The sequence below is a fragment of the Photobacterium sp. Ph5 genome, from assembly GCF_022129445.1.
Taxonomy (GTDB): domain Bacteria; phylum Pseudomonadota; class Gammaproteobacteria; order Enterobacterales; family Vibrionaceae; genus Photobacterium.
The window spans coordinates 1-17512 of record NZ_JADQAQ010000026.1 but is presented as its reverse complement, the minus strand read 5'-3'; the positions used below and the strand labels follow the sequence as shown (position 1 = coordinate 17512).

The window sequence follows — 17512 nt, the reverse complement described above, 5'->3', positions numbered from 1 at the left end:
TAAGAAAATCATAAGCGGATAATTTACAGTGTAAAGTGAATATACAATTTACACTGTAAATAAAAGAGAGAAACAATTTACACTGTAAACAGTGCTCCCCCACTTTGAACCGACACTAGATAAGATTCTCGCTAACAAATTGGCGAAGAATATTTTCAGCTTGCTTTCGTCCAGTAAATTTGAAGGTAAATATAACATCAGTCCAAGCTTGGCGCTGCATCACTTTTGCTATGGCAAAAAACAATTCTGCATTTCGAGTACAATCATCACTTAGTAAATAAGATGATAACCTTGTTTCAATACTTGCAACCACATAATCATAGCCTAATGCGCCCACACAAAAGCCTTTAAGTTGCGACTGAATAAAGGGTTCAGGAAGTTGATAATCAATTGAATGACTCTTCTTATTTCTATATAAACGAAGAAATAATTCAGGCGCTAGTTGTTGAAACTGTTCGACTCTTTGAGCACTGAAACTCGCAGAAAATAAAAGTGCCGCATCATTGAACCAGGCGTCATAGCAGTGAGGATTGAATACCTTAACGCAGAGTAAAGAATGCAGACCACTCGCCGCATCTTTATTTATACCTAAACGAATAGGAGTAAATCCTGCGTTATGCCAAAAATTTACTAACTCATCAGAAGCGCCAAAACTTGTACCAATATAATCAACGCCGCACGACAAAGCGTACTTCTCAGCACAAGATAATAACTGATGACCAATCCCCTTACGATGAAGTGCAGGTAAAACAGCAATACGTAATATTCGATAACAAGACTGTTTCGCTGCCGCTTTTAAACCGAGATGTGCTGTGATAGATTGCGCTAATAAATGCCCTTTCATTCTTCGCTGCCCAAGCATAACCGCTTGCGCTAAATCATCATCAAACCCACCCTCTTTGACTAACAAGCAGCAACCAATCACGTGATGTTCAGAGCAAGCGACTAATATATGTTGGCTAGCATCATCAAGAAGTTGTTGAACATCATTAGGCGATGTTTGGTAGTGGGCATGAATTAATAGACCAACAATTTGAGACAATAAATTTTTGTTTGCAACAAGCTCAGCCTTGGTTACGAGATCATAAGAAATCGTCACATCAGATAATGTCTCTATTGTTGAGTGCTCTGCATTAAGTAGTAATGCATTGAAAATCCACTGCTCTAAAGGATCCTTTACTTGCCAGCGAATGGGTTGCTCAATATGAAGCGCTTTCCACTGCGGCATTATTTTATTGAGGGCTTGCTTAAATTTAATTTCAAAACCACGACCTGTGCCTTCATAACCATGAATCGTCGTGGCAAAGACTAAACGATTATGTCGATTCAATAACGCAATCAAGGTATCACCAGGAATAGCAGCAGCTTCATCAACAAGGACAAAATCATAGTTATCCGCAACATCACAAATAACATCTTGAGCGATAAAATGCAGTTCACTACCTTGGCATAATAATCGATGAGGTTGACTAATATCAGCGTCAACCAAGCGTTGTTGGGCCTGCGAAAAAACGGTAGATGCACAAGCAAAAGAAGGAGACGTCACCGCAATTTTCATTTTTCGCGTTAGCATTAACTCTGCAGCAGCAATACCTAACGCAGATGATTTACCTCGCCCTCTATCGGCCGATAAAACTAAAGGGCGCTTCCTATGACCAACAGCGACTTTAATAATGGCATCTACTGCATGCTCTTGTTGTTGCGTTAAGCAAAACCGAGGAGCACTAGAGGTAAAATCAACATTCTTATGTGACTGATGGATCCAAGGTTTAAATACAGGAATACTAGTCTCTTGGCATAAAATAATCACATCCGGATCAGAACACAGTAATGATAGCCGCTTCATAAATGGAGAAATGTTAGCATCGCTTTTCCATCCAAGAGGTAAGAGTAATAACATTACCCCGCCCCCTTTTATTGTGCCGGACAACGCACCAATAACATTCGCATCAATACCATGGTGAGCATTAATTGCAATACAATCAGTTTCTTGTCCCAACCACTTTTTAGCTGTTTTAAAAAGGCATTGAAGCATTGATTCAGGCGCATTTTCACCCGCCCAAAGCATAGCTGAATAGTGTTCAGAAAATAGTTGCGTGATCTGAGTCGCCCAGTGAAGATCACCTTCAACAATAACAAGTCGGCGGCAATTAGCTGCAAGAGAGTCCGCATGAAGCTGAGAAATAAACGTAGGAAGAAGTGATAACATACAATAACCTGAACAACATGATTGTTGAGATCATAACATGTGAAGCAAAATTGAGATGAAAAAAAACCACGCTAGAGTGCGTGGCTTTGATAAGGATTGATTATTTCAAATAATCATTTAAATAATCAAGGATGTCGCTGACTTGTCGATCGCTCATTTTTTTCAAACGTAACTGTAACTTATCACCATCACGGGTATAACTTACTTTACCTTTAATGAGTTCTTGAGAACTTGGTTTTTCAACTACGGCTTTTGGCTGAAGTGCATCACCCATTTCTTCAAGTTTAACCGTCACTTCGCGAGTAATACGGCTGATCCCTTGCGCTTTGATTGTTTTCCAAAGTGCCGTATTTTCTGCACTTAACTCTTCAATCATTTTTTTCTGTTGTTCAGCGTCTAAGCCAAAAAACACACGGTGAAGTTTAACAATCGTAGGACGACCAAGCTCGCCAACGCTAGGGTAAGCCATCAGCAATTCCATCGGTAAACTTGCCGCTTTTAAAGCACCACTCACTAGAGCTTCACTGCATTGTAAATAACGCGCTAACTCTTTTTGATCCGCAACTTTTCCACTATCAAGTAGATGTTGCATCTCTTTACCACGCTCAAATAAACTTAGCGGTTTATGAGCATTAGCGACATCAGATAAAAATTTAGCGTGTTCAGTATTAATGCCTTTAGCAACATAAATTAAAAAATCTTTATGAGCTAAAATACAAGACATACGACGGCGGCTACCGTCTAAAACTTCAATACGACCATCATCTAACCAACGGCCAACAGCAGGATATTGCTGACCGCGATCTTTCAATGTCGATAATATATCAGCAAGTGCATGCTCATTTAAAAATGCTTGTTCACGAGCATTCTCAGCAAAAACAGTGGTTTTAGTACTGACATCGTCTGCATTAATTTTAATTAATTCAAACGCAACTGTTTCTTCACCTGCTACAGCTAATTCTATTACTGCTGCTTTATCACGTGCAGCTGTTTGTGCTTCTGTTACATTGGTCGCGCGGCGTTTGTCCGCTTTACCAAACAGACGAGCATTAAGATCAGTTGTTTTAATAGCCATCTGTTAGTTACTCCTCATTAAGATTTGCCCAGTGGCTATGCATAACGCGTTCTAGTTCTAAACCGACACGCTGAATAGCCTCTTGAGCGGTTGAAAGGGTCTTTTTCCCCCCTTCAAACTCTGCTGCCGTTAAGTCAAATACCGTACTATAGGTATCAGCACAAGTTTCAAATGCACGGCTACGTGGCACTGTGGCCATCATAACTTGATCACGAAGCAAGTAATTCATTTCAGTTAACACAGAAACTTGCTTCTTATTATCGTCTTCAAACATTGTAGGCATTAAACGAATAAACTCTAAGCCATGCCAATCTTCAGGGAACATCTCGTAAACAGTCGGTAAATGCTGGAAAAAGTTAACAGTAGATGCCCAGTCAAGACGTTTTGCAGCACAAGGAATGATTAACGCATTAGATGCATACATTGCATTCCATACCAGCGGATCAATGTGAGGACCCGTATCAATCATAATAATGTCGAACTCGTCTGCAATTGGATCAATTACTTTTTCTTTGAGTAAACGAACAATATCAAGGTCTTGATTTACAGCAAGATCTTGCCATGCATCGGCGTTAAACATCGCATCTTCAGGGAAGGCCGCTATAGTTTTAAGGTTAGGATATTGGGTTGGCATAACCACATTATCTTTTAAGAAATCTTTATCCATTTCAACGCCATCAGGTACGTTATCAAGCATAACGTCAACAGCTGAATAGATCGTTTCTTGTTTGCCTACACTTATAAGAGGGTTTAAAAACAGGCGTAATGAACCCTGAGGATCAAGGTCGATAAGACAAATACGATAACGTTTATCTAAATCTAATGCTAAACAAGCAGCGATATGTACCGCTGTCATTGATTTACCCGTACCACCTTTCTGATTCTGAACATTGACAACCCAAGGCTTACGTCCTGCACCTTCTCTCTCATGAAAAGCTGGCTTTTTTGCCGCTTTCATCAGTTTATGGGCTTCTTCTAATGTAATAGAGTAGTGATTAGCATTATTTTTCGTAAATTGATGACCATCAGCCTCCATACGAGAAATAGCATCATCAAGTTTACGCCTTGTTAACCCTGAGCGTGTTTCCATTAAAGCTTTAGACATCGGAGGGAATAACTCCTCACGACGCTCTTCTAAAACAATCTCGATTCGGTCCGCTTGTACTTGTTTTGTTTGCTCTGCAATATTGAGCAAGTTTTGGATCGTCTGTTCCCTATTCATTATCACTCTTCGCCATGATGATAGACTGAGCAACATTGTACAGCAAATATAAAAGATAACAATAAAAAGCTGAACAGTCAGTGTGATATCAATCTAAAGTCAAAAAGCTTTATATTTGATAAAAGCAGATATAAGGCAATTATTTGAACATCATTTTACGTTCACAATGTGATTAACTACCCGAAATAAGAGATAGATTTAAAATGTTACAACGTCACAACTTTACAATGTAAATTGATTTTAGATAGATATTTACAGAAGCATGATAAAAACAAGCTAAGTTACGGGAGATGTTATTTCAATTTCAGATCAACCTAAAATTGAACAAATAACCATAAGATCTAACAGTATGATGAAATCAATCAATTTCATAGCCATTTCATTCAAATAATTAATAAGTAGCAGATAAAGGCAGATCACAGCACCAAAAAGGCTAAATGAATGAACAAAATCTTGATCATTGTTCCGAGAATATAACGGCGATCATGAAACGATGATCAAGCATTCTAACGAACAATATAAATCATAACTTCTGGACGATATTAGATCCTATTTTCTGGAAAAATGATCAAGGTAAAAAGGGGAGAATAGCAATTTACAACTATAATTACGGAAGCATGATAGAAAGGAGATAAGTTACGGTGAGTGTAGGTTCAATAAGGGTTTAGCTAATAATATCTACCTTGGAACAAGGCCAAAAGGCCAATATTGAATGAAATGACCAAATATTTGAAATGCAGATTCATTTACTTGATCATTTTTCCTAATGTAAAACGATAAAATAAGCACTTCTTTGGTAATATTCCGAATCAATGTAATATGCATTAATCGCTATGGTTGCGGTAATCACTGTGAATCATAATTTAAAAAGTGAATATAATTTCAACAAAAAGACTCAAACGACACTCACATGATCATAGTTCCGAGTAAAAAAACCTTAATAAATGACCTTTTGACCGTGGAATTAAGGATCAATCAATACCAAGAAAGGATTACTGTGGATAACTCTGTGAACAAGCATTGAATCTATTATGATCATGCTTTCAATTAAACGTTGATCATCGTTTCAGAATGTAGATGATCATGCTTCCAATGTTATTATGATCATGTTTTCGACTAACTGTTGATCACACTTCCGATAAAACCATGATCATTGTTCCGTAATACCTCTATTTTATATTCTTTTAAAACAAAGTGTTACATTGAAAAATGAAACCAGATCATTAGATCAGTTAATCAAATAGATCAGAATTAATCATAAAGATCAGTATTAAAATTCTTTAAATAAAAAACTTTATTTATTGATCTTTTTCTATTAATCTTTGCGGAAAGATGATGAATCTACGGTCAATGACAAATGAAACAACCTCGTAATAGTGAAAATGCCCCAATTGAAAAAATATTGATCGAAGCCCCTAGATCGCACAAAGATGGTCATTTATTTTTGATCCATTCAAATCTTGTAGATTGGCTTCCCCAGTATCAACATTTTAAAGGGGTCACCAAAAGTATTATTGAACTGCTCAATATTATTTCGTTACGTGGTTTATCAAGCAAAGATGGTTATGTATCAACAACTGAACTTGTTGAAGCAACGGAAGGTCAATTAACGCGAGCAGCAATTCAACAACGCTTACGTGCAGCAGTGAGTGTCGGATTATTTAATCAGCAGCCTGTAAGGTTCGAAGAAGGCTTAGCGGGTAAAACCATGCTGCATCACTTCATCAATCCATCTTTGCTGATCTCTCAATTAGGCACGGGTAGTTTACAATCAGACCAATTTAAAGAAAAAGAAAAGCAAAAACGTTCAAAAGCATTAGCACAAAATCATGTTAATCGACGTTTACTGACTGAACACGGTTTAGGTACCCCACCAAGTATGCCTGATGAAGCTGATCAAATTGTGGTTTCCCCAACCAGCTGGGCAGGGATCATTGATCAGGCATTAGCACCACCGAGAACTAAAAAAAGTTATCAAAAATCAATGGTTGCGATCAGTGGTACGAAAGCGATCATTGAAACACGATCATCAAAGTCGATCATGACGGTAGATGATCTCATGACATTGTTTGCGTTATTTACCCTAACGGTCCAGTATCATGATCACCATATCGCAGATTATGAAATTCAAGCGCGATCGATGGCGAATAAAACGCCTGTCTATATCACTGATATTCTGGCTTTACGAGGCAAAAAAGACAGTGGTCCAGCACGTGACTCTATTCGAGAAAGTATTGATCGTATTGAATTTACAGATTTTCAATTACATGAACTCACAGGTCGTTGGCTGAGCGAAAATATGCCTGAAGGGTTTAAGAGTGATCGCTTTCGTTTTATTGCTAGAACGATCACCGCTTCAGAAGAAGCGCCTCAAGAAGGGGAAGATGGTGAGATCAGGATCAAGCCTAATTTGTATATTTTGGTTTGGGAACCTTCATTTTTTGATGAACTATTAACACGTGATTACTTTTTCTTGTTTCCTCCTGAAATTTTACGCCAGCATACGCTTGTGTTTCAGTTATATACTTTTTTCCGTAGTCGTATGTCTCGCCGTGTCAATGACTCCATGCTTTTAAGTGATTTAAATCAAAAGCTTGCTAGAAATATTGAATGGCGACGTTTTTCTTCTGATCTTATTCGAGAATTGAAAAAGTTAGCTGAAGGAAAAGTAACGGAAACGATCTTTGCCGTGAATTTATGGGGATACCATTTAACGATCAGTGCTGAAGAGCCTGATAAACGTTACACAGATTATCGTATCGATATTAAATGTGATGCCGATGAAGTGATCCGTTATTCACGTGCTAAAACGACAAATGAAGGTAAGCGTACGATGGCACCAACAATGCCAAACCCGTTACGCAATGAGATCATGCCAAAGCAAGAATTGGAACAATTATCTGCCATTATTGATGGTGAGTTTGAACCGATTCAGCGAAAGGCACCGCGTCCAAAAGGTCGGTTAGGGCGTCGTATTAAGTTGCGTAAGCATCTTGTTGAGATTAATGCTGATGAATTAACGATTGTGTTATCTAAATATACCTCACCAGAAGCGCTCCAGCGAAGCATAACGGCTTTATCTGCAATGACTGGTCATCCATCATCAGTTATTACTGAAGAGTGCCACGGTTACTTAGAGAAGCTTGATTGGTTATATGTTTCTGGTGAAAAAGTCAGTTATGAAACCTTAAGTCGTACTGTTGAGTTGTATAACAGTCGTCAAGATGAGCGTCATTTATCCATTGAACGTCTAATTTCAGGTTTAGCGGTGAGACGAAAAGTGTGTCAACTTGTCCATGAAGGCCATATTAATGAGCAAGTTTTAAAAGCCCTTGATGATGTTGCCAAAGGTATCTAAAACTGTTGTGTTAGCAAGAAAAAGAGCGTTTTTTACGCTCTTTTTTCATATTATTAACTGAATATTTAGTATTTAGTGTATTTTATTACGTTATTAGTAGTTTTAGTGAATATTTTAACGATGATAGGAACTCGTTAGTTAAAATATTTTCATTGTGATGGCGCTAAAGATTGGGAACTTCATGGTGTTGAAAAAGCATAAAATAATAAAAACCGTATTATTTATGGCACTCAGTGTACAGTTTCTTACTGTGTATGCGAGTGCAGATGAACGTCCCAAACTTAATCGAGAACGGATTGGACTTGTTCTTAGTGGTGGTGGTGCAAAAGGTGCTGCCCACATCGGCGTACTGGAAGTATTAGAAGAAAATCGTATTCCTGTTGATATCGTAACAGGTACCAGTATGGGCGCTTATGTTGGCGGTATGTATGCCATGGGGTTAAGTGCAAAAGAAGTAAAACGTCGTACCTTTGGTGTAAAATGGGAAGAGGGTTATCTTGATCGAGCTAGTCGTAATGATTTAACGTTACGTAGAAAACAACAAAATGATCGGTATCAATTACATACTGACATTGGTCTCGATCTAAATGGTGAATTTAAATCTCGTTCAGGCGCGTTTCAAGGGCAAGGGTTTGCTAAAATTTTACGTAATGTCACAGATAACCTCCCATCTTTAAAATCTTTTGATCAGCTTGCTATTCCTTATCGAAGTGTTGCCACCGATATATCTAAAGTGAAGCCTGTGATTTTAAGCTCTGGTCATTTAGCGACAGCAATGCAAGCATCGATGACCGTCCCTGGTGCTTTAAAGCCTGTTCATTTGAAAGGTAAGTTACTTGTTGATGGTGGTGTGGTGAACAACATGCCTGTTAATGTCGCACAGGTTTTAGGTGCTGATGTGGTTATCGCTGTTGATTTACGTGATAATTTAATGCCGAGTAAAGATCTCGACAGTGCGCTAAATATTGTTGCTCAGTTAACCACTTATATGACTAACGCGAGTGCAGATCAGCAAAAAAGTTTAATGAATAAAAGGGATGTATATCTTCAGCCAGATGTTTCATTTATGACCGCGGCTGATTTTGATAAAATGCAAAAAGCATATTTAGCAGGTATCAAAGTAGCAACGGCTGCGCTGCCGCAATTACGTCGTTATCAATTATCAGAGCATGATTACGATGTTTATATGAAAGAAAAACAAAGCCGTCGGAGTCAATTAACCGCGGCCTCTGCGTATTACATTGATAAAATAAAAATAAAAAATAATACCCGTTTACCAGATCAAACTTTGCGTTCACAACTTAACTTAAAAACGGGGCGAGTCATTTCTAATGAAGAATTAGAGCAGAGCGTGAAGCGTTTACAAAGTGAAGATATTTATGGTCGGATTACCTATCAAATCAAACATGAAGATGGACAAAATGTGCTTGATATGGATATCAATGAGAAATCATGGGGACCGGGCTATTTAAACTTTACGCTGGCGTTTGAAGATGACTTTGTCAATCGTTCAAATTTCTCTTTTGGTGCACAATATTTGTATACCGATTTAACCGATAAAGGCGGTGAGTGGTTAACTGAATTCTCATTAGGTAGCTGGAAAAAAATTAATACTGAGTTTTATTTTCCACTTGATTACGAACAACAGTTCTTTACTGAGTTTGGTGGTGGTGTAAGCAATGAAGTGCGTAAGTTTGATCGTTTTAGTTTTGATTACGACAACAATCAAACAGATATTATGCATAACATTGAAACAGAATATAGAAATTCAAATGGTTACGCGGCTATTGGTTGGAATTTAAAATCTTCGGCAGAAATAAATTTAGGTTATAACGTCCAGAAAGGCTCGATTGCATTACTTAATAACAAGAAAAAAGAAGATTATTTTTTGCATGGCCCCTATATCAACATGACTTATGATGATCTAGACAGCTTTTATTTCCCCTCTAAAGGTCTATATACCAATTTAAAAGTAGGTTATAACGAGACAACAAGTGAGTTTGAATCTCGTGGTAAAGTGCATGGTGAAACTGTTTTTTATGATTTTTCTTTTAAGAAACCATTTACTTATGAACGACATACCATGGTATTAACTGCTAAAACGGCAGGATCAGATTCCGATGAAATGTTGCCTATTTTTGCTCAAGGATTAGGTGGACTGTTTAATTTATCGGGTTATCACCGTTACGAGTTGAATGGTCGTTATAGTGCATTTACGAGTATGATTTATCGTTATCGTGTCATTGATAATAACTTTGGTGCGTTTAAATTACCGGTTTATCTTGGTGGCTCTATTGAACATGGTGGAGTATGGGATAAATCGTCTGATATGTCTTGGGGCACTGCATATACTGCTGGTAGCGTTTATGTTGCTGTCGATTCTATCTTAGGTCCGGTATATTTTAGTTATGGTCAAGCTGAAGGTGGACAGAGCTCATTTTATCTATCACTAGGCAGTCAATGGTAAATAGGTGATGAGAAGGTTAAGTGATGTTGCTTAACCTTTCTGTATTTTTGTTGTGAATACTTTTCTTATTTACATAGCTATGACAAATATATCTAGGAGTATGGAAAAATACTTTCCGATATAACCTTTGTTTTATCATACTGAGGATTCGTTATTTAGGAAGGATCTTGAATAATAATTACTTTTGTATTGTATATTACTTTTGCGAGCATTCTGCTCGCTTTTTTTTTACCTAATTATATATTTAATTACATGTGGTTTTTATCTTGTTTTTACATATTAAATAGCACTTATTTATTAAATATTTTCTTTCTTTTAAACAAGACAAATAAAAAGTAAACCGTTTCTATAATCACAAAGTTAATTTGTATTACAGCAAAGTAATTTGAGATGACATAGAGGCTTGCTCATGAAAATTATCCGAGTATTTATATGGCTCGCAATGCTAATAAGTATTGTGAGCTGTAATGGTGGTAGTGAACAGACAACAGAACCAATAAATGATAGTGAAGTTGTGGCGGTTGATTTTATGCCTGAATTCACCGCATTTCGTATGGCTCTTCCTTCCACAAAAACAGAACAAATAGGAAAAAATGCATCATCGCCAATTTTATTAGTCGGTACTTTACAAGCCACGAATACAGCCACGAACACTGTTAATGAGTTTGATTGGAAAGCGTATCTACACCTTGATACTTTTAAAGTGGAATCTGAAACAACGGTTGGCTTAGCGCCGGGTAATTATGATCTTGTGCTTGATATTGAACATGATGGACAAAAATATCATGGTGAAGCGAACACCGATATTGTCGATGGTAATTCTCCTGTTGCGATGAATTTAACCCCTGTTTTAGGAAAGCTTGATACTGATGTCTCCGTTAACCCTGAAATGGCTAAACTCTTTTTTAAAGTCGATCCTAGTGAGCTCAATTTATTAGGTTTAGGTTCGCCTATTGTTGGTATTGGGCTTGATAATAATCAAGAGATGAAGTTCTTAATTAATAAAAATTCAGCGCAATCTGATCTCTTTTTTAATATCCAATATGGTAGCTATTTCGTCGATATTAATTTCTATGATGATACTGAAAAAGTGGGGCATTTAGATGTACCTAATCAGGCATTAAATATTGATCAAAATACAGCAGTTGTTAATTATGATGTGGTTCCGTTGATGGGAGTCACCGTCATTACGTTTAATGAGCAAGGTGATACTACAGATATCACGGTTAAAATTCCTAACTCGATCATTACCCATGTTCAGCAATTATCAGATCTTAATACTGAGCTTAAGTTATTGGATCCCAACAATATGATAATGTTTGATGATCAAGTGATATTTACCCAAGATCCAAATGCACCTGATCGTTATATCGCAACGCTACCGATGAATTTGAATTTTTCTCAAACACAGACCCATGGTTTGTTTTTAACATTAAAATTTTTCGATACTGCGGATAATCCAACTGTTGCATTTGCCAGCTGTACTTCAGAAAGTTTTCATTTAGAGCGCAATGATAAAACCTTAGGTTGTCAGGTGACTTTTAACGATACAACTATTGATGTTGTAACGGCACTTAATGCCCATTTTGTGGTGAATGTTTATGATGTAAACGGTAACCCAGTGAAAGATGCTCAAATCTTTATTGATGACGCAACAACTCCTATTGGCGTAACTGGAGAAGATCCGTTTACCAGTGAAGGTGCGGTTGTGTTTAATACATCAGTAGGTGAGCATGATATTAGTGCTAAAGCGATTGGTTATGTCGCTGAAAAAGTCGTTAATGCCGCGCCGCTCAGTATCAACAATGTTGATTTATATTTAATGATCCCTGAATCACCACCAGCAGATGCTGTTGAGCCAAGAAATTATGATACGCGGGTATCTTTAACTGAAAATGTCAATATTCCGCCCAGTACAGAGCAAACAAACCTTGCTAATGACCTGATGGTGAGAATACCGCCAGTTAAAATTGACTATGAAAAACGCACTGGTGTCGCACGTGTTCTTTATAATCAGACGGGTTATTTGACTGATGCTGATCCAAGTAAAACCACAGAGCAAGTGGTGATGGATTTTCTTGAAGATAATCGACGATTATTACATTTATCATCGACTGACATTGCCAATGTCGAGCAACAAGTTTACGAAACCGCAGCAACAGGTGCAAAGCGCTTTTACTTACAACAAAAGCGTCATGGGCGTGATGTATTTAATGCTTTGCTACAAGTTAATGTGAATCGTGATGGCCGTATTTTAAGTGTGAACAATACGTTCTCGCCACATATTGATCAAGTGATCTTAAACAAGCAAGCACCCACCATTTCGATCAATCAAGCGATCATTAATGCCGCTGAAAAAGTGGGGATAAAGGTTCGCCACCAGCCAGCCATTGAAAGTGAAGATCTGGGGGCAGACGATCAAGCAACCAAAGTTAATGCCGCCAGTGCTTCAAGAGAGCCGATTGACGCTAAATTAGTGTATGTGCCGGTAAAAAATGATGAACTACGCTTAGCATGGTCATTTTTACTCTTCACTCATGATCAACGTCATGTTTATCAAATGCTGGTTGATGCCAATAGTGGTGAACTTCTAGCTTACTTTGATCAGGTTGATGAGCACAGCTATGAAGTGTTCCAATATCCGGTTGAATCACCTAATCATGCAACACCTGTTAACGCTCGCCAAATTGAAGTCAATCCAGCGGCAAGTCCAGGTTCACCATGGGCATGGCATGATATTAATGCCACCATTGGCGATGAGTTTACTATCATGCGTGGTAATAATGTTCACGCTTATAATGATTCAAATAACTCTGGTTCACCAACAGGACTAGAGCCTGATTGTATGGTTGGCATTACTTGTGTATTCCCGCTCGATTTCACCCTACCACCACAAGACAGTAGTGAAGCCGCAACGGCCAATTTATTCCACTGGAATAACATTATTCACGATATCACTTACCTTTATGGTTTTGATCAAGCATCTGGGAATTTCCAAGTTAATCAATATGGAGCACCTGGCGCGGGTGGTGATGATGTCATGGCAGAAGCGCAAGATGGCGGTGGGATGAATAATGCAAATTTCTGGACGCCGGCGGATGGTACACGTCCTCGAATGCAAATGTATTTATGGTCGTACACCTCACCACAACGTGATGGTGATTTTGATAATGCGATTATTGTCCATGAATATGCTCATGGTATTTCTAATCGTTTAGTGGGTGGCCCTGCAAATGTGAGTTGTTTAAGTAATTACCAACGACCATCAGAAGGGATCAGTGATCTTTATGCATTAATAATTACTCAACCCGCAGGGCTCACAGGGGCCGATCCTCGTGCGATGGGGACTTATGTATTAGGTCAGCCAACCTCGGGTGCCGGTATTCGTCCGCAACGTTATAGTACCGATCCTGCTGTTAACAATTACACTTATGAAAGCATTATCTCCGGTATGTCAGTGCCTCATGGTATAGGCTCTGTATGGGCACAAGCGGCATGGGAAGTGTACTGGGCATTGGTTGATGAACATGGTTTTGATATTAATCTGTATAATTCATTAGGGGGAAGCGGTAACCAACGTGCCATGTTGTATTTCACCGAAGGGTTGAAAAATACCATTTGTTCACCAAGCTTTATTGATACACGCGACGGTATTATCCAAGCTGCTATCGATAATTATTCGGGTGAAGATGTTTGTTTAATTTGGCGTACGTTTGCAGACTTTGGACTCGGTGTTGATGCAATATCACCAAGTAGTAACAGTTTAAATGTTACCAATGGCTTTGGTATTCCAAGCTCATGTGATGAGACTGCTGATGTGTGGGTTGAAGATACCCATTATGATTACTTTGGTCCAGCACCTGATACGGGCAATGAGCCGGATGCCAATATGATTGGTAAATCGATGTGGCGCAGTAAAGCGATTTGGAACCGTGTGGTAGCAGGTAGCCCTGGTCCGCATCAAAATCCAGAGTTTGGTCAGAAAAATGAAATTTACGTTAATGTGAAAAATCGTGGTGCAGCAACGGCCTTTAATACCACCGTTGAAGTTTATTGGGCACATGCGTCAACGGGATTAACGTGGCCTACCGGGTGGACATTGCTGGGTACTGATACCATCGGTACTCTACCTGTGGGGGCTGATGTACAAGCGACAGTGACTTGGGAGCCACCAACAACGGGACATTATTGTTTAGTGGCAAGATTGATTAATCCACAAGATCCAATGAGCTTCCCTGAAACAGCGAGCATTAATTATAATACTCGTCAGAACAATAATATTGCATGGCGGAATATGAATGTGGTTGATTTATTAGCAAATTATCAAAATAAAGTCTCGTTTATTGCGAGAGGGATAGATGCTAATAATAATCAAATCATTCTTCAGATAGGTCATGATGAGCAGCAACGTTTCTTAATCGATGGCGGTAAATTAGCGATTAATCTGCTTGAGTTTACAGGAGTCGATGAATGGCAAGAGATCACCCAATTACCATTTATTATTCGTGATTTACAAACTCCAACAGGTAATGCCAATGAAGCGAATGTGCAATTACGCTTTAGCGCAGATCCTATGCCTATCACAGACAAAGAAAGTGCACTTTACCATCTTGATGTGATGCAGTTAGGTACAACTGCGACGGGGAGTAATCAAGAAATTGGTGGTGTATCATATGAAATTATTACTCGTACTCACTTAACAGATACGGATAAAGATCAGAAACCTGACATCCAAGATGATGATGATGATGATGATCAAGTCCCTGATGAGTTAGATGCTTATCCACTCGATCAATTACGTCATTAATTTTTATTGAGTGACACTCTAAGCCTCGCTATTTAGCGAGGCTTTCTTTTGTTGGGTAATATTGTTATTCGTATTATGCGCGTGTCGTTATTCTTAACATTATCCAAACAGCTGTATCAAAACATGTCTAATAATGAGTGGAAGGTAATTAACTGTAACAGTGAATAAATAGCGAAAGAGGAGTGCTTGCTGCGTCAATCGTATCTTAATACCATCATCTAAATTCAAGTTACGGACAATATGTGATGGCATTTTTTAAATTAAAAATAACGCATGGACTTTCTCATTACCCCGATATTATTACCACAACGCGGGATCCTCAACGCGCTCTGCAATTTTTAAAGCACGATGTCTCACCGTATTCGCGTGGTTTTACTAAAATAGTGATTGTTGATAACAAGCAATATGTAAAAAATTTAGCCAATAATGCCATTGCTGAATTTCAATCTGATTACATTCACGATGGTGAATGTAGTGTGTTTATCCAACTTAGTAGTAAAATTCTATTTGCTCGTTGGAATCGTGAATAATTCCGTATTACTGATGCTAGCAGTAACAATATCGTCAATTATATTTTCGGCGGCATCGCCTCATCACCTAGGCGCTGGCGATATTGATCAGGTGTACTGCCTGATTGCTTTTTAAATGCAGTAATAAAGGGAGATGCCTGATGATAACCCAGCGTTAATGCAATCTCTTTTACTGATAAACCACTACGCAGTAAATGTAGAGAGTAGATAAACTTTCGTCGTTGTCGCCATTCGGTAAAGTTCATCCCAAGTTTATCTTTAAAATGACGGGCAAGCGTACGCTCCGTTGTATGAAGCAATTTTGCCCACTCAGCTAAGCTGCGATTATTGGTTGGGTTTTTTTCAAGTTCAATCAATATTGTTTGTAAGAGCTTATCATCACTTGTTGGTAAATATTGATGATGCTCTTTACTCATTAATACTTGATCAAACAGCACTTTCACTAAGCGTTTATCTTGCGGGGTTTCAGGGCTAACAATTCGGCGCTCTCGTAAATCACTCACCATAGCTTGCATCAATGGGCTGACTTCTAATAAACACGCATAATTCGGCAACGCATTAGCTAGTGGCTTGGTAATGTTCATTGAACAATAATTTAAACTACGACGAATATAGCTTTGATGCTCCATCGCTGGTGGTACCCATAATGCAAACTGAGGCGGGGCAAGAAAGTGTTTGCTCTCAGCCTTTAATTCAATGATCCCTCCACTGATCAGTTGCAATTGTCCCCACGGGTGAGCATGTTTCATCGTTCCTGTATTAGGGAGAAAAATCGTATGACCAAAAAAGATATCACCGGGTGGATTATTATCATCAAATAAAGGTTGGTATACGTTTTTCATTGAACTTTAGCTGTTAGCGATGTGATGAGAATAGTATACGCAGGTTTGAGGTGATTGATCTACGTTGATAAGTTATGGGTACCAGTCGATACCGCAAGTTTGTAATGCCTTAAGGTAATCAGTGGTTAAAGGGTAGCGGCCTGCTGTTGATCCATGTAATGGAGTTTGAAGTATTCGATATTCTAAAAATCTACCCGTTAGCATTTGGTTAAATAAAGATTTGGCAGCATCACCTGTTGCAACGGTATAAGGAGATGTCGAAGCCAAGGCTTTTGCCGTTGCAGTAGTAAAACTGAGTTGTAATTGATCCCGTTGATATTTTTTCATGTAACTCAAATAATGATCGTATCCGGTCAGAATATGCGGTGATATATCCATTTGCTGTTGAAGATAATAGGGCGTATCACGGTGTTTGATTAGCCAACGATAATGACTATCTACTTGTAATTGAATGTCGCCAACGGGTAAGGGATTTAGATCTGGGCTGTGTATGCCGACTCTTACCTGATCATGAACCATATCAACAATAGGATAATAGCTGCTATCTGTTTGCATTGGAGAGATGGCGCGTACACGACAAACAGGCTCACCTGTGAGTTCATCAATCACAGTGATGGCTTGCCATTGAGCGGGATAGAGCGCAACACAGCCCGAACAAAAGAAGATAAGAGCAAAAAGTATTATATAGAATGACATATAACATCCTTGTGTATCTCAATAACGCTTAAAAGCGCGATAACTGATTTTAGTATAAGCAGTTATCGCGTATTGTGTTTAATCCCTTGCGAGAAGAGATGGTATGTAAAGCGTAGTGTTGTTTGAAAAACGAACGTTGAAATGGATAAAAAATGATGACGTTGTTACCTTTAGTAACACTCTGATTATTTGTTAATCGAGTGGCGTTTTTTCTTAAAATTAGGCTTTACAGAATTTAAATCTATCGGTAATATTCGCCGCACTTACGGAGAGATGGCTGAGTGGTTGAAAGCACCGGTCTTGAAA

9 protein-coding genes are annotated in these 17512 nt (G+C 38.5%); 4 read left to right on the top strand and 5 right to left on the bottom strand.

What is annotated here, in order from left to right:
* Positions 1 to 115: 115 nt before the first annotated feature.
* From I3259_RS11520 to I3259_RS11510, 3 genes are all read right to left on the bottom strand, one after another.
* Positions 116 to 2209 carry a GNAT family N-acetyltransferase gene (locus tag I3259_RS11520; RefSeq protein ID WP_238029760.1) on the bottom strand — a complete coding sequence of 698 codons (2094 nt, stop codon included), beginning with the start codon at positions 2207 to 2209 and terminating at the stop codon, positions 116 to 118.
* A gap of 100 nt (positions 2210 to 2309) precedes the next feature.
* On the bottom strand, positions 2310 to 3284 hold the full coding sequence (locus I3259_RS11515) for a ParB/RepB/Spo0J family partition protein (protein WP_045085007.1): 975 nt from the start codon (positions 3282 to 3284) through the stop codon (positions 2310 to 2312).
* 7 nt (positions 3285 to 3291) lie between these two features.
* The gene (locus tag I3259_RS11510) at positions 3292 to 4506 is read right to left on the bottom strand and encodes an AAA family ATPase (protein WP_045085008.1); all 1215 of its coding nucleotides are present in this window, start codon (positions 4504 to 4506) and stop codon (positions 3292 to 3294) included.
* Positions 4507 to 5863: 1357 nt separating this feature from the next.
* Here I3259_RS11510 and I3259_RS11505 point away from each other — a divergent pair.
* The 4 genes from I3259_RS11505 to I3259_RS11490 all read left to right on the top strand — a co-directional run bounded on the left by I3259_RS11505 (position 5864) and on the right by I3259_RS11490 (position 15668).
* Positions 5864 to 7864, top strand: coding sequence for a replication initiator protein RctB domain-containing protein (locus I3259_RS11505; RefSeq protein WP_238029759.1), 2001 nt, complete (start codon positions 5864 to 5866; stop codon positions 7862 to 7864).
* A 181-nt stretch (positions 7865 to 8045) separates the two neighbouring features.
* On the top strand, positions 8046 to 10331 hold the full coding sequence (locus I3259_RS11500; protein WP_238029758.1) for a patatin-like phospholipase family protein: 2286 nt from the start codon (positions 8046 to 8048) through the stop codon (positions 10329 to 10331).
* 409 nt (positions 10332 to 10740) lie between these two features.
* The gene (locus I3259_RS11495; RefSeq protein WP_238029757.1) at positions 10741 to 15138 is read left to right on the top strand and encodes a M36 family metallopeptidase; all 4398 of its coding nucleotides are present in this window, start codon (positions 10741 to 10743) and stop codon (positions 15136 to 15138) included.
* A gap of 245 nt (positions 15139 to 15383) precedes the next feature.
* Complete coding sequence (locus I3259_RS11490; RefSeq protein ID WP_238029756.1) at positions 15384 to 15668, top strand: hypothetical protein; 285 nt, start codon at positions 15384 to 15386, stop codon at positions 15666 to 15668.
* A gap of 38 nt (positions 15669 to 15706) precedes the next feature.
* On the opposite strand, the gene I3259_RS11485 is transcribed toward I3259_RS11490, so the two are convergent.
* Positions 15707 to 16510: a helix-turn-helix transcriptional regulator gene (locus tag I3259_RS11485; protein WP_238029755.1), complete on the bottom strand. Its 804-nt coding sequence runs from the start codon at positions 16508 to 16510 to the stop codon at positions 15707 to 15709.
* A gap of 72 nt (positions 16511 to 16582) precedes the next feature.
* Positions 16583 to 17206, bottom strand: a complete 624-nt coding sequence (locus I3259_RS11480; RefSeq protein ID WP_238029754.1) for a hypothetical protein — start codon at positions 17204 to 17206, stop codon at positions 16583 to 16585.
* Positions 17207 to 17512: the final 306 nt, after the last annotated feature.

Excerpts from the sequence above, each read along its gene's own strand:
- I3259_RS11515 (WP_045085007.1), bottom strand. The coding sequence starts at position 3,284 with ATGGCTATTAAAACAACTGATCTTAATGCTCGTCTGTTTGGTAAAGCG.
- I3259_RS11520 (WP_238029760.1), bottom strand. The coding sequence starts at position 2,209 with ATGTTATCACTTCTTCCTACGTTTATTTCTCAGCTTCATGCGGACTCT.
- I3259_RS11480 (WP_238029754.1), bottom strand. The coding sequence starts at position 17,206 with ATGTCATTCTATATAATACTTTTTGCTCTTATCTTCTTTTGTTCGGGC.
- I3259_RS11505 (WP_238029759.1), top strand. The coding sequence starts at position 5,864 with ATGAAACAACCTCGTAATAGTGAAAATGCCCCAATTGAAAAAATATTG.
- I3259_RS11485 (WP_238029755.1), bottom strand. The coding sequence starts at position 16,510 with ATGAAAAACGTATACCAACCTTTATTTGATGATAATAATCCACCCGGT.
- I3259_RS11510 (WP_045085008.1), bottom strand. The coding sequence starts at position 4,506 with ATGAATAGGGAACAGACGATCCAAAACTTGCTCAATATTGCAGAGCAA.
- I3259_RS11500 (WP_238029758.1), top strand. The coding sequence starts at position 8,046 with ATGGTGTTGAAAAAGCATAAAATAATAAAAACCGTATTATTTATGGCA.
- I3259_RS11490 (WP_238029756.1), top strand. The coding sequence starts at position 15,384 with ATGGCATTTTTTAAATTAAAAATAACGCATGGACTTTCTCATTACCCC.
- I3259_RS11495 (WP_238029757.1), top strand. The coding sequence starts at position 10,741 with ATGAAAATTATCCGAGTATTTATATGGCTCGCAATGCTAATAAGTATT.